This window comes from Janthinobacterium sp. GL_088, assembly GCF_057837845.1.
Genome location: NZ_CM174453.1, coordinates 2984430 through 3007923 on the forward strand (window position 1 = coordinate 2984430; position 23494 = coordinate 3007923).

The 23494-nt window shown below is 61.7% G+C and carries 20 protein-coding genes; 7 read left to right on the forward strand and 13 right to left on the reverse strand.

Going from position 1 to position 23494, the window contains the following annotated elements; all coding sequences use genetic code 11:
* The first annotated feature begins 9 nt into the window (after nucleotides 1–9).
* Nucleotides 10–957 (forward strand): cupin-like domain-containing protein, encoded by a 948-nt coding sequence (locus tag AC3IQ7_RS13670; protein ID WP_489210103.1) that lies wholly within the window; start codon nucleotides 10–12, stop codon nucleotides 955–957.
* Between the two features lies 1 nt (nucleotide 958).
* Here AC3IQ7_RS13670 and AC3IQ7_RS13675 read toward each other — a convergent pair whose 3' ends face one another.
* Nucleotides 959–1867, reverse strand: a complete 909-nt coding sequence (locus AC3IQ7_RS13675; protein WP_489210104.1) for a DMT family transporter — start codon at nucleotides 1865–1867, stop codon at nucleotides 959–961.
* Between the two features lie 51 nt (nucleotides 1868–1918).
* On the opposite strand from AC3IQ7_RS13675, the gene AC3IQ7_RS13680 reads away from it, so the two are divergent.
* Nucleotides 1919–2476: a helix-turn-helix domain-containing protein gene (locus AC3IQ7_RS13680; RefSeq protein ID WP_489210105.1), complete on the forward strand. Its 558-nt coding sequence runs from the start codon at nucleotides 1919–1921 to the stop codon at nucleotides 2474–2476.
* Between the two features lie 8 nt (nucleotides 2477–2484).
* Here AC3IQ7_RS13680 and AC3IQ7_RS13685 read toward each other — a convergent pair whose 3' ends face one another.
* The 4 genes from AC3IQ7_RS13685 to trpS form a co-directional block, all read right to left on the reverse strand.
* Entirely contained in the window at nucleotides 2485–3216 is a 732-nt protein-coding gene (locus tag AC3IQ7_RS13685; protein WP_489210107.1) for a class I SAM-dependent methyltransferase, read from the reverse strand.
* Nucleotides 3213–4466, reverse strand: a complete 1254-nt coding sequence (locus AC3IQ7_RS13690; protein ID WP_489210109.1) for a voltage-gated chloride channel family protein — start codon at nucleotides 4464–4466, stop codon at nucleotides 3213–3215. The genes AC3IQ7_RS13685 and AC3IQ7_RS13690 overlap by 4 nt, the downstream gene beginning before the upstream one ends.
* Nucleotides 4467–4502: 36 nt before the next feature.
* The gene (locus tag AC3IQ7_RS13695; RefSeq protein ID WP_489210111.1) at nucleotides 4503–6092 is read right to left on the reverse strand and encodes a pyridoxal-dependent decarboxylase; all 1590 of its coding nucleotides are present in this window, start codon (nucleotides 6090–6092) and stop codon (nucleotides 4503–4505) included.
* Between the two features lie 130 nt (nucleotides 6093–6222).
* A complete protein-coding gene (gene trpS, locus AC3IQ7_RS13700) occupies nucleotides 6223–7299 on the reverse strand; it encodes a tryptophan--tRNA ligase (RefSeq protein WP_233516294.1) in 1077 nt (358 codons plus the stop codon).
* A 297-nt stretch (nucleotides 7300–7596) separates the two neighbouring features.
* Between trpS and AC3IQ7_RS13705 the strand changes: the two genes are divergently transcribed.
* On the forward strand, nucleotides 7597–9576 hold the full coding sequence (locus AC3IQ7_RS13705) for a CocE/NonD family hydrolase (protein ID WP_489210113.1): 1980 nt from the start codon (nucleotides 7597–7599) through the stop codon (nucleotides 9574–9576).
* Here the strand turns inward: AC3IQ7_RS13705 and AC3IQ7_RS13710 are convergent.
* The 4 genes from AC3IQ7_RS13710 to AC3IQ7_RS13725 form a co-directional block, all read right to left on the reverse strand.
* Nucleotides 9573–10430: an EamA family transporter gene (locus AC3IQ7_RS13710; RefSeq protein ID WP_489210115.1), complete on the reverse strand. Its 858-nt coding sequence runs from the start codon at nucleotides 10428–10430 to the stop codon at nucleotides 9573–9575. The genes AC3IQ7_RS13705 and AC3IQ7_RS13710 overlap by 4 nt on opposite strands.
* 7 nt (nucleotides 10431–10437) lie before the next feature.
* The gene (locus AC3IQ7_RS13715; RefSeq protein WP_099379884.1) at nucleotides 10438–11259 is read right to left on the reverse strand and encodes a substrate-binding periplasmic protein; all 822 of its coding nucleotides are present in this window, start codon (nucleotides 11257–11259) and stop codon (nucleotides 10438–10440) included.
* A 100-nt stretch (nucleotides 11260–11359) separates the two neighbouring features.
* A complete protein-coding gene (locus tag AC3IQ7_RS13720) occupies nucleotides 11360–12643 on the reverse strand; it encodes a TCR/Tet family MFS transporter (RefSeq protein ID WP_322427305.1) in 1284 nt (427 codons plus the stop codon).
* Between the two features lie 321 nt (nucleotides 12644–12964).
* Nucleotides 12965–13612 (reverse strand): HD domain-containing protein, encoded by a 648-nt coding sequence (locus AC3IQ7_RS13725; protein WP_489210118.1) that lies wholly within the window; start codon nucleotides 13610–13612, stop codon nucleotides 12965–12967.
* Nucleotides 13613–13908: 296 nt separating this feature from the next.
* Between AC3IQ7_RS13725 and AC3IQ7_RS13730 the strand changes: the two genes are divergently transcribed.
* The 4 genes from AC3IQ7_RS13730 to AC3IQ7_RS13745 all read left to right on the forward strand — a co-directional run bounded on the left by AC3IQ7_RS13730 (nucleotide 13909) and on the right by AC3IQ7_RS13745 (nucleotide 18886).
* Nucleotides 13909–14400, forward strand: coding sequence for a chemotaxis protein CheW (locus AC3IQ7_RS13730; protein ID WP_034752308.1), 492 nt, complete (start codon nucleotides 13909–13911; stop codon nucleotides 14398–14400).
* 230 nt (nucleotides 14401–14630) lie between these two features.
* Nucleotides 14631–16238 (forward strand): methyl-accepting chemotaxis protein, encoded by a 1608-nt coding sequence (locus AC3IQ7_RS13735; RefSeq protein WP_099379882.1) that lies wholly within the window; start codon nucleotides 14631–14633, stop codon nucleotides 16236–16238.
* 73 nt (nucleotides 16239–16311) lie between these two features.
* Nucleotides 16312–17958 carry a methyl-accepting chemotaxis protein gene (locus AC3IQ7_RS13740; RefSeq protein ID WP_489210121.1) on the forward strand — a complete coding sequence of 549 codons (1647 nt, stop codon included), beginning with the start codon at nucleotides 16312–16314 and terminating at the stop codon, nucleotides 17956–17958.
* 283 nt (nucleotides 17959–18241) lie between these two features.
* Nucleotides 18242–18886 (forward strand): hypothetical protein, encoded by a 645-nt coding sequence (locus AC3IQ7_RS13745; RefSeq protein ID WP_489210123.1) that lies wholly within the window; start codon nucleotides 18242–18244, stop codon nucleotides 18884–18886.
* Between the two features lies 1 nt (nucleotide 18887).
* On the opposite strand, the gene AC3IQ7_RS13750 is transcribed toward AC3IQ7_RS13745, so the two are convergent.
* The 4 genes from AC3IQ7_RS13750 to AC3IQ7_RS13765 all read right to left on the reverse strand — a co-directional run bounded on the left by AC3IQ7_RS13750 (nucleotide 18888) and on the right by AC3IQ7_RS13765 (nucleotide 23489).
* On the reverse strand, nucleotides 18888–19412 hold the full coding sequence (locus tag AC3IQ7_RS13750; RefSeq protein ID WP_489210125.1) for a ribonuclease HI family protein: 525 nt from the start codon (nucleotides 19410–19412) through the stop codon (nucleotides 18888–18890).
* Nucleotides 19409–19762 (reverse strand): hypothetical protein, encoded by a 354-nt coding sequence (locus AC3IQ7_RS13755; protein ID WP_489210127.1) that lies wholly within the window; start codon nucleotides 19760–19762, stop codon nucleotides 19409–19411. The genes AC3IQ7_RS13750 and AC3IQ7_RS13755 overlap by 4 nt, the downstream gene beginning before the upstream one ends.
* Nucleotides 19763–19798: 36 nt before the next feature.
* Nucleotides 19799–22483 (reverse strand): magnesium-translocating P-type ATPase, encoded by a 2685-nt coding sequence (gene mgtA, locus AC3IQ7_RS13760; RefSeq protein ID WP_489210129.1) that lies wholly within the window; start codon nucleotides 22481–22483, stop codon nucleotides 19799–19801.
* Between the two features lie 394 nt (nucleotides 22484–22877).
* Nucleotides 22878–23489: a TetR/AcrR family transcriptional regulator gene (locus tag AC3IQ7_RS13765; RefSeq protein ID WP_489210131.1), complete on the reverse strand. Its 612-nt coding sequence runs from the start codon at nucleotides 23487–23489 to the stop codon at nucleotides 22878–22880.
* Between the last annotated feature and the right edge of the window lie 5 nt (nucleotides 23490–23494).

Sequence of the window (23494 nt, forward strand, 5' to 3'; positions counted from 1 at the left end):
AGAAGGTTTATGTCCGTAGAAAAGAAAGCGCCGCACCCGCCTGCGGCCACCCCCATCTTGCCGCGCGCACTGCCGCCCCGGCCGCCAGCCGAATTCAGTTCTGCCGCAACAGCCCTTGCGCATAAGCAGGCGCGCGAAGCCAAGGATGCGCAGGTGCGCGGCGTCACGTCCATCGACGCCATGCGTGTCGCCATCAAACAGGCGGCGCGCGACTTGCCCACCATCACCGAGGTGCCGCGCCTGGCCATGCTGGACGCCGCCGCCTTCCGCGCGCGGGCCGCGCTGGGCTTGCCCTTCCTGATGCGCGGGCTGGTGCGGCGTTGGCCCCTGTCGGCCCTGGGCCCCGAAGTCTTGCGCGAGCAATTCAGCCACGTGCCCGTGCGGGCGCGGGTGGGTGACTACATCAACACGGCTTTCGCGGCCGACCGCGCCATGCAGGACATGTCGATGGGGCAATACCTGGATCTGGTGGCAGAGGGCGAGTATGCGCTGCCGCCTTACCTGGGCAACCTGGAATTGCGCGAACTGAACCGCCTGTGCCACTGGCCCACGTATTTCGACAAGATGGGCCCGCCACGCTTCTGGGTGGGGCCGGCCGGCACGGTGACGCCCTTGCATTGCGATTACGACGACAATATCTTCGCCCAGGTGTGGGGCCGCAAACGCATCTTTTTGTCGCCGCCGCACCATGACGCCTTCCTGTATCCCAGCGAGGCGAACGCCATCCTGTTCGGCTCCCCGTTCGACCCGGAAGCGCCCGATTTCGAGCGTTTTCCCCTGGCGCGCCAGGCCACCATGATCGAATGCCTCGTCGAGCCGGGCGACATGTTGTACGTGCCCGCCGGCTGGTACCACCAGGTGCGGGCGCTGACGTTTTCCCTGTCGTCGAACCGCTGGGCCAGGGCCGTGCCGCTGGCGCTGCATGGGGATATGGCGCTGCGGCGGGGCGAGGAATAACTTAGGGCTGGATGGTCTTGCCGGCAGCGCGCACGCGGCGCTTGGGCCGCCACTCGCTGAGGATGCCCGCAGCGATGATCAATATCGCGCCCACGATGGCCAGGGCCGGCAGGCGTTCGCCGGCGATGCGGCCGATCACGCCGGCCCACACGGGTTCGCCCGCATAGATCAAGGTGGCCTTGGTGGCGGAAATGCGCTTTTGCGCCCAGTTCATCACATATTGGATCAGCGCGCTGGCGCAGCCCAGTGCCAGCACGCTGAAGACGAAGGTCTTGCTGAGGACCGGTGGCGCTTCGCCCAAGACGGGCATCAACAGCAGGGCGATCAATGAGGCCGTGGCCAGTTGCACGATGGTCACGCGCAGGATGTTCAGCTGCGGCGACACGCGGCTGATGAGGATGATTTCCAGGGCGATGGCGATGGCGCCCACGGCCGTGATCAGTTCGCCCGTGCCAAAACCCATGCTCAAGCCATCCGTGCCGGTGAGCAGCAGCAAGCCGAAGAAAGCCAGCACCACGGCCGCCCACACTGCAGGGTGGGGCCGCTGCTTGAAGCCCAGCCATTGCACCAGCGGCACGATGGGCACATAAAAGGCCGTGATGAAGGCGGACTTGCTGCTCGTGATATACATCAAGCCATACGTTTGCAGGGCGTAGCCGCCGAAGATGCTCACGCCGATGGCCATGCCGGTGAATAGCTCCGCCTTCGTCAACTGGCGCAGCTGGCCCCGGCAAATCAGGGCGCCGATGCTGGCGGCCACGGCAAAGCGGGCGGCCACAAAGGCCAGCGGGCCGCTGACCGTCACGGCATGTTGCACGACAAGAAACGTGCCGCCCCAGAGGAAGGTAATGGCGATCAGGGCCAGTTCGGGCATGCCGAGGGCGGGCGGGGGACTTGCGTGTGTTTTCATGGGACGCTATGCTATGAGCAAAATATTTCCCATCATAATAGGAGCAATATATTGCGCAGTCAAGCCGAAGCCGGTGGCGTACTGGCATACCTGGCCACCAATCTGCGGCGCTTGCGCCTGGCCGCCGGCCTCAGCCAGGAAGAGCTGGCGCGCCAGTCCGGCCTGAGCCGGCGCATGGTCAATGGCGTCGAGGCGGGCAGCACCAACATCAGCCTGGCCAACCTCGACCATGTGGCGGCCGCCTTGAACGTGGCCTTTGTCGACCTGGTCCAGCCACCGCGGCAGCCGCAAGACAGCTTGCGCGTGCTGATGTGGCAAAGCGCATCGCAAGCCAGCCAGGCCGTGCTGCTGGGCGCGGCACCCGCCAGCCGCCAGGTGGAACTGTGGTCGTGGACCCTGGCACCAGGCGAGCGCTACGATGCGCAAGCCGACCCGGCGGGCTTCAGCGAAATGATCTACGTGCTGGAAGGCGAGCTGCAGCTCGTGCTGGCGGCGGAAACCCGGCAGCTGGCCACGGGCGATTTTTTCGTCTTCAGCAGCGCGCAAGCGTATGCCTATGTGAATGCGGGTGAGTCTACCCTGCGCTTTACGCGCAATGTGGCCAGCTGACAGCGCGATTACGGCAGGCTACATCCCACCAGCAACAGCATCGGCCGCTCGCGCTCTTCCGCCAGCGCCGGCTGCTGCGCGACCTGTGCGTCGGTGGGGCCCCATTCTTCCATGTGTTCCAGCTGGAAACCAGCGCGTAGCAGCGCATTGATGGTCGTGCCGAGCGTGCGGTGCTGCTTGATCACGCCTGGCGCCAGCCAGTCCGACACGCGCGGGCCTTGCTGCTGGTAGCTGTCGACGGGCCAGCGCTTGCGGCCTTGCGCGTCCGTCAGCCAGCCCGGCTGGCGCGGGGCCATGAAGATCGGGTGCTCGATGGAAAACACCAGCTTGCCGCCCGGTTTCAAGCCGTGGCGGATGGTAGCCAGCAAGGTGGTGAAATCCTCGATGTAGTGAAACGCGAGCGAACTGTAGACGAGGTCGTAGCTGGCGGGCGGCAGGGCCAGTTGTTCCAGGTCCAGCCGGGCATAGCTGACGGCCGCGTGCGTCCCCATGGCGTTCGCCTGCGCCAGCATCTTTTCCGACACGTCCACGCCCAGCACCTGCGCCGCACCAGCATCGGCTGCCCAGCGGGAGAACCAGCCATAGCCGCAGCCAAGGTCGAGCACGATTTTTCCTTGTATCTCCGGCAGCATTGCGCGCAGGGCTGGCCATTCGGGGGCGCTGTCGAGCCCGCCGATGGAACGGGGCAGCTGGCTGTAGCCGGTAAAGAAGGCGTCGTTGTCGTAGATATTCTGTGTCATGTGTCGATATCCTTGTGGACGGTGCGCTTGGTATGCCCGCCCCGTTGTGCCCGGTAAATGCCCGCGTGGCCGGAAAACAGATACGCCACGACGCAGGCGATGGCCGCGTACACGCCGATCTCGGCGCCGAACAGTTCCATCGCCATCAGGGTCGAGGCGATCGGCGTGTTGGCTGCGCCCGCAAACACGGCGACAAAGCCGATGGCGGCCAGCAAGGTGACAGGCTGGTGCAATAGCGGGCCCAACGCATTGCCCAGGGTCGCGCCGATGAAGAACAATGGCGTCACTTCGCCGCCCTTGAACCCCGTACCGAGGGAAACAATGGTAAATGCCATCTTGCCGAGGAAGTCATATGCGGGCAACGGTTCTTTCAGCGCATCGACGATGGTGGGAATGCCCAGGCCGATGTAGCGATCCGTACCCAGCAGCCATACGGCAAGCGCGACAACGAGGCCGCCGGCCAGCGGACGCAGCGGGGCGTAGGCGATCCAGCGTTTCATCAGGCCGCTCAAGCCGTGCGTGGCTTGCGCAAACAGTTTCCCCGTCACGCCGAACAGCACGCCAGCGATCACCATCGCGCACAAGGTCCAGGTTGAAAGGGCGGGGATCAGGGGCACGGCGTAATGCGTGTGAGCAATTTGCAAAAGCGGTCCCCACAGCAGAACCACCTGGTCGGCGATGACGGCAGCCAGCAGGCAGGGCAGCATGGCTTCGTAGCGCAAGCGGCCGATGGCCAGCACTTCCAGGCCGAAGAGGGCACCTGCCAGCGGCGTGCCGAAGACGGAAGCAAAGCCGGCGCTGATGCCGGCCATCAGGATGATGCGGCGGTCTTCATTGTTCAAGCGAAACATGCGGGTCAACTGGTCGGCCAGCGCGCCACCCATCTGCACGGCCGTGCCTTCGCGTCCGACCGAGGCGCCAAACAAATGCGAAATGACGGTGCCGCCCAGCACCAGCGGCGCCATGCGCAAGGGGATGATTTTTTTCGGGTCGTGGATTTCATCGATCAGGAGGTTGGCCCCGCCTTCGACACTGCTGCCGTAGCGCAAATACAGCCAGCCGACGGCAAAGCCCGCCACGGGCAGCAGCCAGATCAGCCAGGCGTGCGCCTGGCGCGTGCGCGTGGCCCACTCAAGGGCGAACAGGAAGCCGGCCGAGGCCGTCCCTGCCAGCACGGCAACGACAAAGGCCAGCAGCAGCCATTTCAACAGATGCCGTAACAGATCGGTGAGGGCGCTAAGACGCTGCATCGTGCATCCAGTCAAGGCTGATGGGTGGGTGCTTCCTTACAAGCCGAATTCCGCCACCAGCGCTTGGCCGATGGCCCGCTGTTCGGCCAAAATGGCGCGCAAGTGGTGGGGGCGCGTCTTGACATTCGTCATGACCACGCGCAGCACGTTGGTCGGGCCCGGGTAGCGCGTCGATTCGAGTACCGTGCGCGACACGAAGCTGTGGCCTTGCGCCTTTTGCCGGTTCTGCAGCTTGGCGTTCAAGGTGTTGAGTTGCTTGTTCAGTTCGGTCGCCGCCTCCACTTCGCCGCCGGCCAGCAAGCTTTCCATGCGCTGGCGCAAGTGCGCCGGCACGTAGCGGTAAGTGAGAATGAAGGTGTCGGAGCGCGTGACGAGTTCGAAATCCTGCTGGTCGGCCAATAAATCCTGCAACTGGCCGGACAGGGTGGCCGCCTGCTGCAGCAAGGTCGTGTAGCCGGACACACCGAGCACCTTGAACGAGGTCCACAGTTTCAAGGCATCGAAGCGGCGCGAGCCTTCCAGCGACGTCTGGCCCAGGTCGCCCGAGTTGTCGCGCAAGATGTAGTTGGCGTTGTGTTTGAGCAAGTTCAGGCTGGCGCTATCCTTGAACAGCACCATGCTTTGCGCCATCGGCACCCACAGCAATTTATGCCCGTCGATGACGACGGAGTCGGCCAGGGCAATGCCGTCGTACAGCGCGCGGTACTGTTCCGCGATCAAGAGCGCGCCGCCCCAGGCTGCGTCCACGTGGAACCAGATGTTTTCGCGCGCCGCAATCGCCGCCATGGCTGCCAACGGGTCGATGGCGCCCGTTTCCGTCGTGCCGGCGATGCCGATCATGGCGACGACCTTGATCCTGCGCAATTTCAAATCGGCAATCGTCGCTTCCAGCGCGCCGACGTCGATGCGGTTGTCGCGGTCGACGGCCACCAGGTGCAAGGCGTTTTCACCGAGCCCCAGGGTCGCCAGCGCCTTTTTCACGGAATAATGGCTGCGGGCCGAGCCGATCACGGCCAGCCCCGCATGGCTAGAATCCTGTATGGCGGCAAACAAACCGCGCTTGCGCGTGCCGGGCAGTTGCTGTTCCAGCGCCACGGCCAGGGCCGTCAGGTTGCCCATGGTGCCGCCATTGACGACATTACCCAGCGCGCCGCTGGTGGCGGCCATGGCCTGCGTGTAGACGGCGTCCGGTTGCTGGTACACCTGGCGGTGCAGCCAGCCGAGGATCTGTTTTTCGATCAGGGTCGACACGTAGGCTGTCTCGATCTTGACCTGGTTCTGGTTCAGGGTGGCCGTAAACGCTTCGGCCAGCACGCTGATCCACGGCAGGGCCTGCGTCATGTGGCCGATGTACTGGGGATGGTTCAGCTGGGCCGTATTGGCCAGCACGGTGGTGTCGAGTTCTTGCAGGAATTGCGCCACTGGCATGCCGTGCGCGGGCAGGCAAGTGTCGGACAGTTGCGTCAGCAGTTCCGCATACGGCGTGTGCGGATAGGCCGTGTCGCGGTCGGCGGCCAGCCAGCCGCCCAGCATGCCCAGCGCCTGCTGCAGGGGCGCGGGCGCCTTCTGCAGCGCATCGATGGAAAAATGCTGCTGCAGCAGCTGTTCGATAGGGGTATCGGTCATGGCGCGTTGTCTTCTCTACGGATTGCTGGTGCCACGGTGACAAACGAATTGCGCCCAGGCGAAAGCGGGATTTTACCCGACTCCGCCTGAGCGCATCAGTTTGCTATATCAGTTTGCTCGCTGCTGGCGATCAGAAGTAGTTCAGGCCCAGCGCCGACTTGACTTCATCGGCCGTGCGGGCCGCTACTTCGCGCGCCTTGAAGGTGCCTTCCTTGAGCATCTGGATGACTTGCCCCTTGTCCTTGGCAAACTCTTCGCGGCGGGCGCGGATCGGCGCCAGCATTTCCTGCAAGACCACGTCCAGGCGCTTCTTGACGATGCTGTCGCCCAGGCCGCCGCGCACGTAATGGGCTTTCATTTCGGCCAGCGCCGCTTTTTCCGGGTCAAACGCATCCAGGTAGGTAAACGCGATATTGCCTTCCAGGTGGCCCGGGTCTTCCACGCGTAGGTGCAGCGGGTCGGTATAGACTTTCTTCACGGCAGCCGTGATTTCGGCCGAGGTCGCGCCCAGGTTGATGGTGTTGCCCAGCGACTTGCTCATCTTCGCCTTGCCGTCGATGCCGGGCAGGCGGCCGATGTCGGGCACCAGCGCCTTGCATTCCATCAATACTTCACGGTTGTACATGCGGTTGAAGCGGCGCACGATTTCATTCGTTTGCTCGATCATCGGGATCTGGTCTTCGCCCACAGGCACGACGCCGGCCTTGAAGGCCGTGATGTCGGCCGCCTGGCTGGCAGGGTAGGTCAGGAAGCCGGCCGGGATGTCGCGTTCGAAGCCGCGCAGGCGGATTTCTTCCTTGACGGTGGGGTTGCGCTCGAGGCGCGCCACGGTGACGATGTTCAGGTAGTAAAAGGTCAGCTCGGCCAGTTCCGGGATTTGCGACTGGATGAACACCGTGGTTTTCGTCGGGTCGATGCCGACGGCCAGGTAATCGAGCGCCACTTCGACGACATTGCGGTGCACCTTGTCGATGTCGTCCATATTGTCCGTCAGCGCTTGCGCGTCGGCCAGCATGATGAATTGCTTGTAGCTGTTCTGGTAGCGGACGCGGTCGCGCAGGCTGCCCACGTAGTGGCCCAGGTGCAAGGGGCCGGTCGGACGGTCGCCCGTCAGGATCACGGATTGCGAAGCGATGGCGGCGGCCGACAGCGGTGCCGCCGGTGCGTCATTCTGGTCTGGGGTGTCTGGGGTGTTAGGCAAGCTCATCAAGTTTCCTTTTGAGCCGCCTGCATCGGGGATGATCCAGGCTGAGCCTGTTACGCCACCGATCGAGGCGGCGTGGATCAAATTCACATCACTATGCAGTGGCCGCGCGAAAGTGAGCGGGACCACCAATTCAAGCAGGCGTGTTGTGAAGGGATAAATTTCATGGCGTTATGGTTGCAGTTCGCACGCGTTCTGTCAAGTTGCACCCCGATTTATCTGCCGCGCAGGTGGCGGCTGAACTTCTGTCAAACTTGCTTTGCGGGTACTATTGTCAATATGAATCTTTTGGAGACGTGTATGCCTGTTGTATCCCCCATCCGCCTGAGTGGCCTGGCCCTGCTTGTCAGTACCTTGTTCATCGCTCCAGTGCTGGCGCAAACGCCGCAAACGCCACGACTGCTGCAAACGCCGCAAACGCCGCCGATGACGCCCGATATCGGCGCCAAACTGGTGATGCCGGACCTGAACGACTACGTCAAGCGCGTGGTGATGATCCCCATGCGCGACGGTGTCAAGCTGTACACGGTGATCGTCGTGCCGAAGGGCGCGCAAAAAGCGCCGATCATGCTCACGCGCACGCCCTATAACGCTGCCCGCCGCGCCCAGCGCACGGCCAGCCCCAGCATGCTGGCCACCTTGCCGCAGGGCGACGATACCCTGGTGGAAAACGGCTACATCCGCGTGTTTCAGGATGTGCGCGGCAAGTATGGCTCGGAAGGCGATTACGTGATGACGCGCCCCGTGCGCGGCCCGCTGAACAATACCAAGGTGGACAACGTCACGGATGCGTGGGACACCATCGACTGGCTCGTCAAGAACGTGCCGGAAAGCAATGGCAAGGTGGGCATGCTCGGTTCCTCGTACGAAGGCCACACGGTGCTGATGGCCCTGGTCGATCCGCATCCGGCCCTGAAAGTGGCTGTGCCCATGAGCGCCATGGTCGATGGCTGGCGCGGCGACGATTGGTTTCATAATGGCGCCTTCCGCATGCCCAGCCTGTCGTATATCGCCGGCCAGACCAGCGTGCGCGGCGGCGGCGAATCGCCGGCCCTGGGCGTCTACGACGATTACGAGGCGTATCTGCGCATCGGCTCGGCGCGCGACTTTGCGAAGAAATTTGGCATCGACAAGCTGACCTATACGAAAAAACTGTTCGAGCATCCGGCCTACGACAGTTACTGGCAGGAGCAGGCGCTCGATAAAATCCTGGCGAAACGCCCGCTGATCGTGCCCACCATGCACGTGGTGGGGCAGTGGGACCAGGAAGACATCTATGGCCCTTATGCCACCTACACGGCGATGGAAGGGCGCGACAAGCACAACAACCTCAATTACCTGGCCATCGGCCCGTGGCGCCACAGCGGCGTCAATTATGACGGTTCCAGTCTGGGCGCCCTGAAGTTTGACGGCGATACGGCACGCCAGTTCCGCGAAAAAGTCATGCAGCCATTCCTCAATCAATACCTGAAGGATGGCGCGCCGGAAGCGAACACGGCGCCCGTCGTGTCGTATCAGAGCGGCACGAACCAGTGGCAGCGCCTGCAGCAGTGGCCGCTGGCCTGCGAGACGTGCGATATCAAGCTGACGCCGATCTATCTGCAGGATGGCTCCAAGCTGGGCTTTGCGGCGCCATCGGGCGCTGCGGATGCGGCGGAAGGCGCCTTCGACGAATACGTGGCCGATCCCGCGAAACCCGTGCCGTTCGTACCCCGTCCCGTGCGCCTGAACGATGGCGACGTGTGGAAGCCATGGCTGGTCAGCGACCAGCGCGGCTATGCGGACCGCACCGACGTGCTCAGCTATGTTTCCGAACCGTTGAAGACGGCCGTGCGCATCGCCGGCGCGCCGATGGTCAACCTGTTCGCCGCCACCAGCGGCACGGATGCCGACTGGGTGGTGAAGCTGATCGACGTGTATCCCGATGAAGTACCGTCGCAGCCGGCCATGGGCGGCTACCAGCTGGGCGTGGCGATGGACATCTTCCGTGGCCGCTACCGGGACAGCCTCGAACACCCGACGGCGATTCCTGCCGGTAAGGTCGAGCGCTACCGTTTCGCCTTGCCGAACGCGAACCACGTCTTCCTGCCCGGCCACCGCATCGCCGTGCAAGTGCAGTCGAGCTGGTTCCCCCTGTACGACCGCAATCCGCAAACCTTCGTGCCGAACATCTTCCTGGCCCAGCCAGGCGATTATAAAAAGGCGACGCAGCGCGTGTACCACGCGACAGGCGCTGCCAGCGCCATCGAGTTGCCGATTGCGCCGCTCGACGCGCGCTAGCCCATTCGCATGAGGATGGCTCCCGCCGCGATCAGGCTGATGGCCAGGTAGCGGCGGGGGCTGATTTTTTCGCGCAGGAACAGGGCCGCAATGGCGATGGCGAACAAAATCGACGTTTCGCGCAGGGCCGCGATGGCGGCCACGGGCGCCTGCGTCATGGCCCACAGGGCCAGTCCATACGAGGCGAGGGTGCCGAAGCCGCCAACGGCGGCCAAACGCCATTGTGTTTGCGCATACGCAAGCAGGTCGGCGGGCCGGCGCAACGCCGTCCACAGCAGCAGTCCCGCGCCGTTCAAGACAAAAATCCACATCGTGTAGGCGGCCGGCGCGCCGGACAGGCGCACGCCGATGCCGTCGATCAGGGTATAGCTGGCGATGACGCAGGCGTTGCCCAGCGCAAAGGCGGTGGCGTGGCCCGTGCTTTTCGGCACCTTGCCGATAGTGCTGGTGCGCGCGGCAACATACAAGCCGAGGATGCCCGCGCAGATGCAGGCGACAGCGCCCATCTGCATGGCGGACAGGCGCTCGCCGATCAGTGGCCAGCTGGCCAGCGCGACGATAAGCGGCGCGCTGCCGCGCATCAGGGGATAGGCATGGCTCATGTCGCCCGCCTTGTAGGCGGCCGCCAGCAGCGAGTAATAGGCCAGCTGCGCCACGGCCGAGGCGGCCAGGTAGGGCCAGCTGGCGGGCGCGGGAGCATGAACAAAGGGTAAGACGGCCAGTGAAATCAGGGCCGCGCCCACGGAAACGAGCACCGTGCTGAGAAAGGTATCCTTGCCCGACTTGACGATGGCGTTCCAGCTGGCGTGCAGCAGGGCGGCAAACAGGACGACGGCGACGACAAGGCCGGACATGCGGGCCTTAGCGGGGGCGTATGCTCAGCGACAACAGTTCCTGGCGGTGATGGCGCTGGAAGCCTTCCATCACGGAACCGGAGCGGCCCGCCTTGTCCAGCAGTTCGCGCAGGGTGGCCTGGTCTTCCGCCGTCAGCGACTTGCGCGACAGGTAGACACCGCTCATGCCCCACGGCAACTCCGGCAGCGCTTCCAGGCGCAGGCGGTCGGCCAGGCCATATACGCGCGCATCGTTTTGCGCCACGCCGGCGAGGATGGTGGGCGCCATGATGGTGGCATCGATGAAGCCGCTTTGCATCAAACGCGCCACGGACAGGGCGTCGACTTCATAAAACAGGCGGCCCTGGCTGCTCAGCTCCTTCGCCAGCGCCTGGTACGGCGCGCCATAGTCGTAGCCGCGCACGAGCGCCACGCGCAATTCGCGCCGCTCGATCAATTCCTGCATGGTGTTGATGGGGGCGCGCGCGCCCTGTAGCGAGATCAGCAGGGGGCGGCTGCCCAGCATGGGAATGAACAGGCCATGCTGGTCGCGCCGCAAGGTGCTGCTGGCCGGGATCAGCAAGTCTGCCTTGCCCGTCTCGAACATCGCTTCCAGCCGCGCGCGGGGCACGGCCGTGAAGATGAAATTGCAGCCGAGCTTGGCGCCCATGCCGCGCAGCAAGTCGGGATAGATGCCGCCTATCGTGGCGCCATTGACCACCACGCTGGCGCCGATGGCCGAGACGGGCACCTGGATGTCGCGCGAACATTGCGCGCCCGCCAGCGATGGCAGCGCCAGCGCCAGCATGGCCACGGTCCGGCGCCAGGCGCTGGAATAAAAGTCAGTCATACCCATCCTTGCTCACCATCGAATCGCGGGCGTCGGCAACGCCCGTCTGATTATCCCATTCTCGCCTATTAATTTCCCAAATGCAATATTATCTTGCCGCCTACTTTGTGGTGGAAACCACAAGTCTTGCCTGGCGTTGCGCCTTGAAGTAGCGCCAGGCCACCAGGATGCCCAGGGTTTGCATGATGGCGCACAGGTAGAAGGTGCTGCCGATGCGCCAGTCTTGCGGCGGCAAGTGGCTCACTTCGCCGAGGATCATGCTGCCGAGCAAAGGCATGATGATGATGCCCAGGCTGCTGATCGATTGCAGGGAACCCATCAGTTCTCCCTGTTCGCTGGCGTTCGATGACTTCGAGATGATGCCTTGCAGGGCCGGTCCGGCGGCAAAGGCCAGCAGGTTGCACAGGATCAGCGCATACATCATCCAGCCCTGCGTCGCCAGGCCGTACAGCAAATAGGTGAGTGCGCCCGAGGCCATGCCCAGCAGGGACAGGCGCACTTCGCCAAAGCGCTTGATGAGTATGCCCAGCAAGCCCGCCTGCACGACGGCCGCGCACAGGCCCACGCAGAACAGGGCGATGCCGTTCTGGCGCGGCGTCCAGTCGAAGCGGAAATGGGTATATAGCACCCAGGTGGTGTTGAGCATCATTTGCGCAAACGTCATCAGGCCGAAGGCCAGCACCAGGCCGCGGATTTCCACGCGGCGCACCAGCTTCAGCAGGGCGGCAAACGGGTTGATGCGCGCCCAGGTAAATGGCGCGCGCGGACCGGGCCGCAGCGACTCGGGCACGCAGAAATAGCCGTAGATGAAATTGGCCGCCGACAGGCCCGCCGCCACGTAAAACGGCAGGTGCAGATTGACTTCGCCCAGCAGACCGCCCAGCATGGGGCCGCAAATAAAACCCAGGCCAAAGGCGGCGCCGATCTTGCCGAAGCTCTTGGCGCGGTTGTCCGGCGTGGACACGTCGGACGCATAGGCGGACGCGACCGACATACTGGCCGACGAGACGCCGCCGATGATGCGGCCGATGAACAGGCAGGCCAGGTTCGGCGCCCAGCCCGTGGCGAGAAAGTTGATGCCCATGCCGGCCATCGAATACAGCAGCACGGGACGGCGTCCCACGCGGTCGCTGATGGCGCCCAGCATGGGCATGAAGATGAACTGCAGCAAGCCGAAGACGGCCGCCATGATGCCGTACCAGAATGCTTGCTCATCCTTGCCGTTGACAAAGTCGCCGATCAGGATGGGCAACACGGGCACCACCAGGCCGATGCCCAGCATGTCGATGAAGACGCAGACGAGGATGAAATTGAGGTTGCCGGTGCGCGCGGGCGCGGCGGGCGGTGACGGGGAATGGCTGTCGGGGCTGGTTTTATCGGACATGCATGCTTTCGGCGCGCACCCCGCGTCGCGGTGCGGCTGGCGGGGTTCAGTTGTTGGCGTTGCGCCGGCGCGTTGCAGGTTTTTTGCTGGCGCGCGGCGCGATAGCTGAGCCTTGCATTATAGACAGCAAGGGCCATGCTGGCTATCGCCACCAGGGTTTATGCACTAAGTAACCCCCAATAAATTATCGTGATTTCTGACTTCCATAACCGGCGCTCTGCGGCGTTGCCCACTGCTAGCAGTACTCGCACTGCGTCGCAGCGGGCGCCTTGCATAGCATCCAGTTCTGTTCGTCATAAATTCACAATATTTTCCCGAGGATTACTTAACTCCCCACTCGCAGGCAAAGGCGGCGCGGAAATCCGTCAGCACGGCCAGCCGCTGTTCGGCCAGCGCGCGGCCCGCCGCCGTCTGCATCTTGCCAGGCAGTTTGTCGAGCTTGGTGACGATATGGTCGAGGGCGTAGGCCTTGTCGTCGAGCGGACGCTGCTGCGCCAGCGGATCCGTGCCATGCGCCAGCGCGCTATCCATGCGCGCGGCCGTGTAGAACAGGCGCGCCAGTCCCACGGCACCCAGGGCGTCGATGCGGTCTGCATCCTGCACGATTTGCGCTTCGATGGTGTGCGGCGGCAGATTGGCTGAAAAACTGTGCGTCTCGATGGCGTGGGCCACGCCGGGTAATTTTTCTGCCGGGAAATCCAGTTCCGCCAGTTGGCGGCACGCCAGCGCCGCCGCCTGGCGCGAGGCCAGATGGCGCTCGGGGTGGTTTTTCGGCAGATTGACGAGGTCGTGCAGGTAGCAGGCGGCCATCACGGTGAGGGCGTCCGCGTCCGCATGCTCTTGCAGCAGGACACTGGCATTGCGCCAGACGCGGTGCAGGTGGTTGAGGTCGTGGGCGCCGTCATCGCCCAGGCCGGCCGTGGCCAGCGCCAGCAGGTGAGGTTGCCATTGAGAAAGCAAAGAGTGCATGGTTCAAAGTCATAAAAAGCAGGGGCCGCCAGTGTGGCATAAAACGCCGCCGCGTGCGGCGGGCAGTCCGGCGTCCCGGCGTGCCGTATTTGCCACACAGATTGTATTTTTAGAAATCATCATTCCAGCAATTGCTCTTTTTTAGTGCATGTAAAATTTACATGGGGTAACATTGCCGCACGGAAATTAGAAGCATAAGCTAATTGCGAGAAAGTATTTGCAAAAACATACAAGTGGCTGCCATGCCATCGTGCATGCTTGGCCTGCGCCCCAGGCGAGTTAACTAAAGGATTATCATGAACACCAATTCCAGCGACACTGGCGCAACCGTTGCCAAGGCTGCCGAATACCTGGCTTTTACCCTGGGCCAGGAAGAGTATGGCATCGACATCCAGAAAGTCAGCGAAATCCGCAGCTATGAAACGCCGACCCGCATCGCCAACGCGCCCGAGTTCGTCAAGGGCGTGGTCAACCTGCGCGGCATCATCGTGCCGATCGTCGACATGCGCATCAAGTTCAACCTGGGCACGCCCAGCTATGACCAGTTCACCGTCGTCATCATCCTCAATATCGGCAACCGCGTCGTCGGCATGGTCGTCGACCGCGTCTCCGACGTCACCACCCTGATGCCGGAACAGATCAAGCCGGCGCCGGACATGGGCCGTTCGATCAACACGGAATACGTGATCGGCCTGGGCACCATCGATGAGCGCATGCTGATTCTGGTCGATATCGACCAGCTGATGTCTAGCGCCGACATGGGCTTGATCGAAAAATTAGCCGCTTAATTCTCGCCGCGGTCATTTTGACTGGATTTGTCGGAAACAATTGACTCTCGGCATTGCTTGATTTTTCTGCAAGGCGCACGCTAGCGCCTTTCCTGGCGCACGGTTCAGCCGAACCGTGCGCCAGTTTCACTTGTCACGCCAATTCGCTACAGCGGCCAGCCAGCGCCCGCCCATGAGCGAGATCGTCAGCTTGTTCTCAGGCTGACGGCAGGGCCTTTTAGGATAGTCACATGAATTTATTACGCAACGTCAGCATCGGTGTCCGCCTCGGACTCGGTTTTGCCGTGATTTTGCTGTTTTCCATGCTCATTACGGGCATCAGCGTCTGGCGCCTGCACGACGTGGCCAGCGCCACGCGCGTCATGATGGAGCAGCCGCTGGCGAAGGAACGCTATATTTCCGACTGGTACGGCCGCATCGACAGCGCCGTGCGCCGCACCATCGCCATTGCTCGCAGCAGCGACACTTCGCTCAGCGGCTATTTCGCCGAAGAATCGAAAGTTTCGTCGTCCAGCTCGGCCGAACTGCAAAAGAAAATCGAGGCGCTGATCGACAAGCCGGAGGAAAAAGCCATGTTCGCGGGCTTGCTGGAACAGCGCAAGGTGTACATCAGTTCGCGTGACCAGGTCTACAAGCTGAAAGGCGAAGCGCAGGTCGATGCCGCCAATGAGGTGTTTGAAAAGACCTTCGTGCCGGCCGCCGCCAAATACCAGAAGATGGTGCAGGACTTGCTGGAACACCAGCGCGCCAGCATCGACACGACGGCGCGCGAGATCGACGCCGTCGCCAATGCCAGCCGCAACCTGATGCTGGTGCTGGCCGCGCTGGCGCTGGCTTTTGGCGTCGTCTGCGCCTGGGTCTTGACGATGGGCATCGTGCGCCCCCTGCGCACGGCCGTGGACATCGCGCGCAAGGTGGCCGATGGCGACTTGACGGCGCAGATCGACGCCAGCGCCAAGGATGAGACGGGGCAACTTTTGCTGGCCCTGAAGGACATGAACACGAGCCTGCTCAATATCGTGGGCGAAGTGCGCAGTGGCACGGACAGCATCGCCACCTCGTCGACGCAGATTGCCGCCGGCAACCAGGACCTGTCTTCCCGTACGGAAGAGCAGGCTGGTTCCCTGGAGGAAACAGCGTCTTCGATGGAAGAGCTGACCAGCACCGTGAAACAGAATGCAGACAATGCTCGCCAGGCCAACCAGTTGGCGGCCTCGGCGGCGCAAGTGGCCGTCAAGGGCGGCGAAGTGGTGGCGCAAGTGGTGGGCACGATGGAATCGATCAACGCTTCGTCGAACAAGATCGTCGACATTATTTCCGTGATCGATGGCATCGCCTTCCAGACGAATATCCTGGCCCTGAACGCGGCCGTGGAAGCGGCCCGTGCCGGTGAGCAGGGCCGCGGCTTTGCCGTCGTGGCGTCCGAGGTGCGCAACCTGGCCCAGCGTTCGGCCAGTGCCGCGAAAGAGATCAAGACCCTGATCGGCGCTTCCGTGGAGCAAGTCAACGCGGGCAGCATGCTGGTGGCGCAAGCCGGTTCGACCATGAACGATATCGTCGACAGCGTGCAGCGCGTGAGCGACATCATCACGGAAATCACGGCGGCCAGCAGCGAGCAAAGCGTGGGCATCGACGAGATCAACCGCGCCATCGGCCAGATGGATGCCGTGACGCAACAAAATGCGGCGCTGGTGGAAGAATCGGCCGCGGCGGCCGAATCGATGCAGCACCAGGCGCACAACCTGGCGCAAGTCGTCAGCGTCTTTAAATTGAATGGCCAGCAGGCGCTGAAACGCCCGGCTGCGCCGCAAACCACCTTGCGCATCGGCAAACGCTGATGACGCCGCGGCTGCCACGTGCAGCCGCAACTCCCTTTTATATAGTCTGGTTCCGCTTTTTTAGGATATTCACATGAATTTGTTAAGAAACGTCAGTATTGGTGTGCGCCTCGGCCTGGGTTTTGCCGTGATTTTGCTGTTTTCCATGCTCATCACGGGTATCAGCGTGTGGCGCTTGCATGACGTGGCCACGGCTACGCGCACCATGATGGAATTGCCGCTGGCGAAGGAACGCTATATTTCCGACTGGTATTCCAAGATCGATAGCGGTGTGCGCCGCACCACGGCCATCGCGCGCAGCAGCGACACGTCACTGGGCGCGTATTTTGCGGAAGAAGCCAAGCAATCGTCCGTCGTATCGGGTGAATTGCAAAAAAAAATCGAAGCCTTGATTTCCAGCCCGGAAGAAAAGGAACTGTTCCGTCTGGTGAGCGAACAGCGCAAGGTCTACCTCGACTCGCGCGCGCAAGTGTCGAAGCTGAAGGCGGATGGACAGGAAGCGGAAGCGGAGCAAGCTTTCCAGAACGTCTTCGTGCCCGGTTCGACGAAATACCTGAAAGTGGTCAACGACATGCTGCAGCACCAGCGCGCCAGCATCGACAAGACGGCGCGCGAGATCGACGAAGTCGCCAAGACGAGCCGCAACTTGCTGCTGACCCTGGCCGTGCTGGCGCTGGGTTTTGGCGTCGTGTGCGCCTGGTTGTTGACGACGGGCATCGTGCGCCCCCTGCGCACGGCCGTGGAAATCGCCCGCAAGGTGGCCGATGGCGACTTGACGGCGCAGATCGACGCCAGCGCCAAGGATGAGACGGGGCAACTTTTGCTGGCCCTGAAGGACATGAACACGAGCCTGCTCAATATCGTGGGCGAAGTGCGCAGCGGCACGGACAGCATCGCCACCTCGTCGACGCAGATCGCCGCCGGCAACCAGGACCTGTCTTCCCGTACGGAAGAGCAGGCTGGTTCCCTGGAGGAAACAGCGTCTTCGATGGAAGAGCTGACCAGCACCGTGAAACAGAATGCGGACAATGCCCGCCAGGCCAACCAGTTGGCGGCCTCGGCGGCGCAAGTGGCCGTCAAGGGCGGCGAAGTCGTGGCGCAAGTGGTGGGCACGATGGAATCGATCAACGCTTCGTCGAACAAGATCGTCGACATCATTTCCGTGATTGACGGCATCGCCTTCCAGACGAATATCCTGGCCCTGAACGCGGCCGTGGAAGCGGCCCGTGCCGGCGAACAAGGCCGCGGCTTTGCCGTCGTGGCGTCCGAGGTGCGCAACCTGGCCCAGCGTTCGGCCAGTGCCGCGAAAGAGATCAAGACCCTGATCGGCGCTTCCGTGGAGCAAGTCAACGCGGGCAGCATGCTGGTAGCGCAAGCCGGTTCGACCATGACCGACATCGTTGACAGCGTGCAGCGCGTGAGCGACATCATCACGGAAATTACGGCAGCCAGCAGCGAGCAAAGCGTGGGCATCGACGAGATCAACCGCGCCATCGGCCAGATGGATGCAGTGACGCAACAAAATGCGGCCCTGGTGGAAGAATCGGCCGCGGCGGCCGAATCGATGCAGCACCAGGCGCATAACCTGGCGCAAGTGGTCAGCGTGTTTAAGCTTAACGGGCAGCAGGCTGGCACCGGCGGCTTGAAGGCGATGAGTGGTAGCAAGCGCCCGGCGGTCAAGATGCCGCAAGGAAAATTGCAGATTGGCCGCGCCGCTTGATCGGCATCCTCGTTCTTTTTTGCTGCTATTTATTGACTAGAGTGCTCTCTATTTTTGAGAGCGCTCCCTCATTATGCTGATCTTTTAACCCAAGTTTCAGGGTAAATAGTCTGCGCAAAAAATTTTGGATGTTGAACAAATTTCCCATGATAAGGTCAAATAGTTGTGGTCGGACAGCCAAGATCTTTGTTAGGGATCATCTAATGAACCAATTATTGATATTGGCCCCATATAAAATGTATTAGCATGAAACCGATTGAATGAGACGACTATGAGAAAATGTGTGGGTTTGACAGAGTTTGTATGGACGTCGTTACCCGAAGAGAGGAAAATATTATGGAAATATTTTTTTCGATGTGTTTCTATTGCGGGAGCATTTTTCGTAACAAAAACTGATAATATCTATTTTGATCTTTTCCTTGGATTTTTTACTGCCGCTTTCCTCATTATAGTAATTGAAACTCAACGTTCTTACAGTCGTCTGAGTCCGAATTTCCGCAAGAAAAATATCCGAATTGCAATTTTTCTGGGGTCTTGGGGAGTCGCAACTTTAGGATTTGCCTTTTTTTTGCAGGCTGCCTTTACCGCAACAATTACGGTATTTTATACTGATGTACTTCCAGCTTTTAACCGCAGCCAAAATGAGTTGACACCAATCGTTACATTCCTTGTTTTTTTGGTGGCTGCTCCGATCGCCTGTATTCGTATCTTTCGGCAATTGAATTTCAAGGAATTTATTTATACAAATCCACGTAATGGATTGAAAAAAATTCTTATTTATAAAAATCCAAAAGCTACATCTTTTTTTATGTTTGCTTACATGGAGCTTTTTACTTTGATGATCTGTCTTATTTATTCATCATCTGTTGCGGTAATTGCAAAAGTTTTTTTGGAATTGAAAATTTTTTCTGGTGGCAATGTGGGTTGATTCAATTTGGCAATGTATAGTATTTTTCAATTGCCATTTGCGATAATTTATCCGCCTCGCCATTCCTGTGGCGAGGAATCCAGCGCAAGCTCACATCCGTGAATTGTTCCAGCAGGGCCACTACGGTGGCCCGCTGCGTTTCCAGCCCCTTGGCGCCGACCGGCGTCGTTCCCAGCACGTCATTGATCACCACCTGGCTGTCGCCGTACAGCAGCAGTTGCACGGGCGGTGGGCGCACGCCGAGCGCCGCCTGCAGCATGGCCGTCAAGGCTGCATATTCCGCGTCGCTGCTGCTGCCATAGCCGGCCGCCTCGCTCACCTCGATGCGCTCGCCGTTCGGTCCCAGCAGCAGGGCGCCTATGCCCAGCTTGCCCGGATTCGGATGGGCTGAGCCGTCGAACCAGCCACGCCAGGCCAGCGGACCGCCATGGTCCTGGCGGCTGAGCGCCAGCTGCGCGCGGCGCGCCTGCATCCTGGCTTCCTTGCGTTTTTTGCGTTCATTGCGCGCGACTGCTTCCGGCGTCATGGCTTGATCAGGAAGGTGTCGATCAGACTGCCGATCCAGCACGCCACCAGCACACAAACGGCCACCGTCATGGCGGGACCATCACTGGCCGACAACGCATCGACTTTTTCCACGATCAGCTGCACGTCGAGGGGCAGGGCGCCGCTGTCGAGCTGTGCCATTACCTGGTCCAAACGTGCCATGATCTGGCGCAATACGAGTACCAGCGCGACCAGCGCAGGCAAGAGGAAGAGGCAGCCGCGCGCCTTGCGGCCTAACAGGAAATGCCCGCTGCCGGGAAAGACGAGGGCTGACAGCAGCAGGGCCTGCGTGCGTTTGGGTACGGATGAAGATGAGGGAGAGCCGCTCATGCGCGCCTTTTCTAAGGGGAAGAGCGGCTCATCATACTATTGCCAGCCAAATTTGCGCAGATACACGCGTTTCATGAACGTCGTCAGTACCGTGTAGCAGACGAGGATGCCCAGCAGCCAGGGGAAATAGCCCAGCGGCAAGGCTTGCAGCTTGAAGTAGCTCGCCAGCGGTCCCATCGGCAGGAACACGCCCACGGCCATGATGAGGGTCGTGGCCACCAGTAGGGGCACGGACGCGATGCTGTCGATGAAGGGCAGCTTGGGCGTGCGGATCAGGTGCACGATCAGGGTTTGCGTCAGCAAGCCCACGACGAACCAGCCGGACTGGAACAGGGTTTGCTGCTCCGGCGTGTTCGCGCCAAACACATGCCACATCAGGATAAACGTGCTGATGTCGAAGATCGAGCTGATGGGCCCGAAAAACACCATGAAGCGGCCGATGTCGCGCGGATTCCAGCTCAAAGGCTGCTGGATCAGTTCGGCGTCGACATGGTCGAAGGGAATGGCGATCTGCGACACGTCATACAACAGGTTTTGCACCAGCAAGTGCAGCGGCAGCATCGGTAAAAACGGCAAAAAGGCGCTGGCCACCAGCACGGAAAACACATTGCCGAAGTTCGAGCTGGCCGTCATGCGGATATATTTCAGCATGTTGCTGAAGGTGCGCCGGCCTTCCAGCACGCCTTCTTCCAGCACCATCAGGCTCTTTTCCAGCAGGATGATGTCGGCCGCTTCCTTGGCGATATCGACGGCCGAATCGACGGAAATACCGATGTCGGCCGCGCGCAGGGCGGGCGCGTCGTTGATGCCGTCGCCCATGAAGCCGACGATGTGGCCATTGCCGCGCAGGGCGCGCACGAGGCGTTCCTTGTGCAGAGGGCTGAGTTTGGCAAACACGGTGTTGTCTTCTGCCGCCCTTGCCAGGGTGGCGTCGTCCATGTCGTCCAGTTGCGGGCCTTGCAGCACGCCATGCACGGCCAGGCCCACTTCGCGGCAAATCTTTGCCGTCACGAGATGGTTGTCGCCCGTCAAGACTTTCACGGTGACGCCATGTTCCGCCAGCGCGCGCAGGGCGGGCGCCGTCGATTCCTTCGGCGGATCGAGGAAGGCCACATAACCGATCAGGGTCAGCGCCGCTTCATCGGCCACGCCGTACACGGTTTTATGCGGCGGCACTTCCTTGACGGCCACGGCCACCACCCGTAAACCTTCCGCATTCAGGCCATGCGTCGTTTCCAGCACCTTGTCCAGCAGGGCCGCATCGAGGGGAATATTTACGCCGCCCAGGCGCAGATGGCTGCAGGCGGCGAGGATTTCCTCGACGGCGCCCTTGCAGATCAGCTCATGGTGGTCATTCTTTTCAGAAACGACGACGGACATGCGACGGCGCACGAAATCAAACGGGATTTCATCGACTTTCACGTAGTCGCGCGCCAGCTGCATTTCCGTCTGCAGTTCCACATGGTCGAGCACGGCGCGGTCCAGCAGGTTTTTCAGTCCCGTCTGGTAGTGGCTGTTCAAATAGGCGAACTGCAGCACTTCGTCGGACGGCTGGCCGAACACGTCCGTGTGACGTTCGAGCACGATCTTGTCCTGCGTCAAGGTGCCCGTCTTGTCCGTGCACAGCACATCCATGGCGCCGAAGTTCTGGATGGCGTCCAGGCGCTTGACGACGACTTTCTTTTTCGACAGTTTCACGGCACCCTTGGCCAGAGTGCTGGTGACGATCATGGGCAGCATTTCCGGCGTCAGGCCCACGGCCACCGACAGGGCGAAGAGGAACGCTTCCATCCAGTCGCCCTTGGTCCAGCCATTGATGAGGAACACGAGCGGCGCCATCACGAGGGCAAAGCGGATCAAGAGCCAGCTGACGCTGTTGACGCCCGCTTCGAACGCCGTCGGCGTGCGCTCGGTGGCCGTCACGCGCGTGGCGATGGTGCCGAAATAGGTGCGGTTGCCGGTCGCCAAGACCAGCGCCGTGGCGGCACCTGAAATGACGTTGGTGCCCATGAACAGCAAATTGGCCAGTTCCATCGGGTCGCGGTTTGCGCTGTCGGTCAGCTCGGCCATCTTTTCCACTGGCAAGGATTCGCCCGTCATGGCGGCCTGGCTGACGAACAGGTCTTTTGCGGACAGCAGGCGGCAGTCGGCGGGAATCATGTCGCCGGCCGACAGCACGATGAGGTCGCCCTGCACCAGTTGGCGGATGGGCAGTTCGATCTGCTGGCCATTGCGCAGCACGGTGGCCGTGTTGCTGACCATGGCTTTCAGGCGCTCGGCGGCCCGGTTCGAGCGGCCTTCCTGCACGAAGCGCAACAGGGTCGACAGGATCACCATGGTGCCGATGACGATGGTCGCCTTCGGGTCTTCCGTCAGGTAGGAAACGATGGCCAGCACGGTGAGCAGCAGGTTGAACGGGTTCTTGTAGCACAGCCACAGGTGCTGGTACCAGGCCAGCGGTTTTTCATGCTCGACCTCGTTCGGTCCCGTCTGCGCGCCGATCACTTGCGCTTCGGCATCGCGCAAGCCTTCCAGGCGCGTGTGCAGGCGATTCAGGGCGCTGTCCAGGTCTTCATGGGCGGCGGCCAGCAGCTGGCGTGCCAGGTGGTCGGGCACGGGGCGGGCCGTGCTGTTTTCCAGCGGCATGGCGCGGCGGCGGAAGTTGCCGGCCGTATGGCGCTTGCGCAGGAACGATTCGAATAAGCGGGTGAAGAGATTCATGGCTCTTCCTTTCACGACGAGGTGTTGACGGGCGGCGCAGCCGCAGGCAAGACTTGCGCGCCGCCAACGCGGCATGACGAAGCATGGCGCTGGCGGGCAATCCGGGTCAGTAGCCGGTCGCGATCGGAAAGAGGGGGGAGGCGCGCAGCCGGACTGGCCGCGCGAGACACCGCACCTTGCTCAGCAAGGCACGGAGTAAAGAGAGTTCCGCGTTGCTTGCTGTTTAGCTGCCGAGGCAATCACCGATACAAGATCGGCTACTGTCACTAGAACAAGTACCCACGTGGGACTCCGTAAATGAATAATGAGGGCATCTTATGGATGCGCTGCAAGAGTGTCAACTGAAGAAATCTTAGGTTTCCAAAGTGTAATGTGGCTGTTGCTAGCCGCATGCTCAGCCGTGTTGCGCCGCCAGCGCCAGCGAATCGGACAGGATATGCCATAGGGCTGCGTGGCGCTGCTGCAGCGCGGCGCCGCCCGCGTAAATCAGTTCCACGTGCAGGCTGTCGACGATGCCCAGGTAAGCTTGCGCATACAGCTCGACGCGCTGCGGCGCCAAGGCGGGCGCCAGCCGGCCGAGGCTGGCCACGTAAAGCCGCTGCAGCTGCGCCAGCAAGGCTTCGTAGCCCGTGCCGACTTCGACGCGCAGGGGCGCGGGCGGCAAATACGCCGTGCGCAGCAAAAAGCGCAAATGGGCCGAATCGGCATAGCGCTGCGCCATGCGGTCGCAGTACAGGGCGCCAGCTTGCTGGCCGCCGGGCGCCGCCAGCGCCGCTTCGTCGGCGAAGCAGGCATCCATGAAGGCTTGCTCTTCGGCAAGGGCGTCGGCAAACACGTCCAGAAACAGGGCGTCCTTGCCGGCGAAGTGCGAATACAGCGAAGCCTTGCGCATGCCCGCCTGCGCGGCGATGTCGCTGAGGGACGAAGCGTCGTAGCCGTGTTCCGAAAAGTGGACGACAGCGACGGCACAGATGTTATCGGCCGAAGCCGAGCGTTTTTTCATCATGGGGG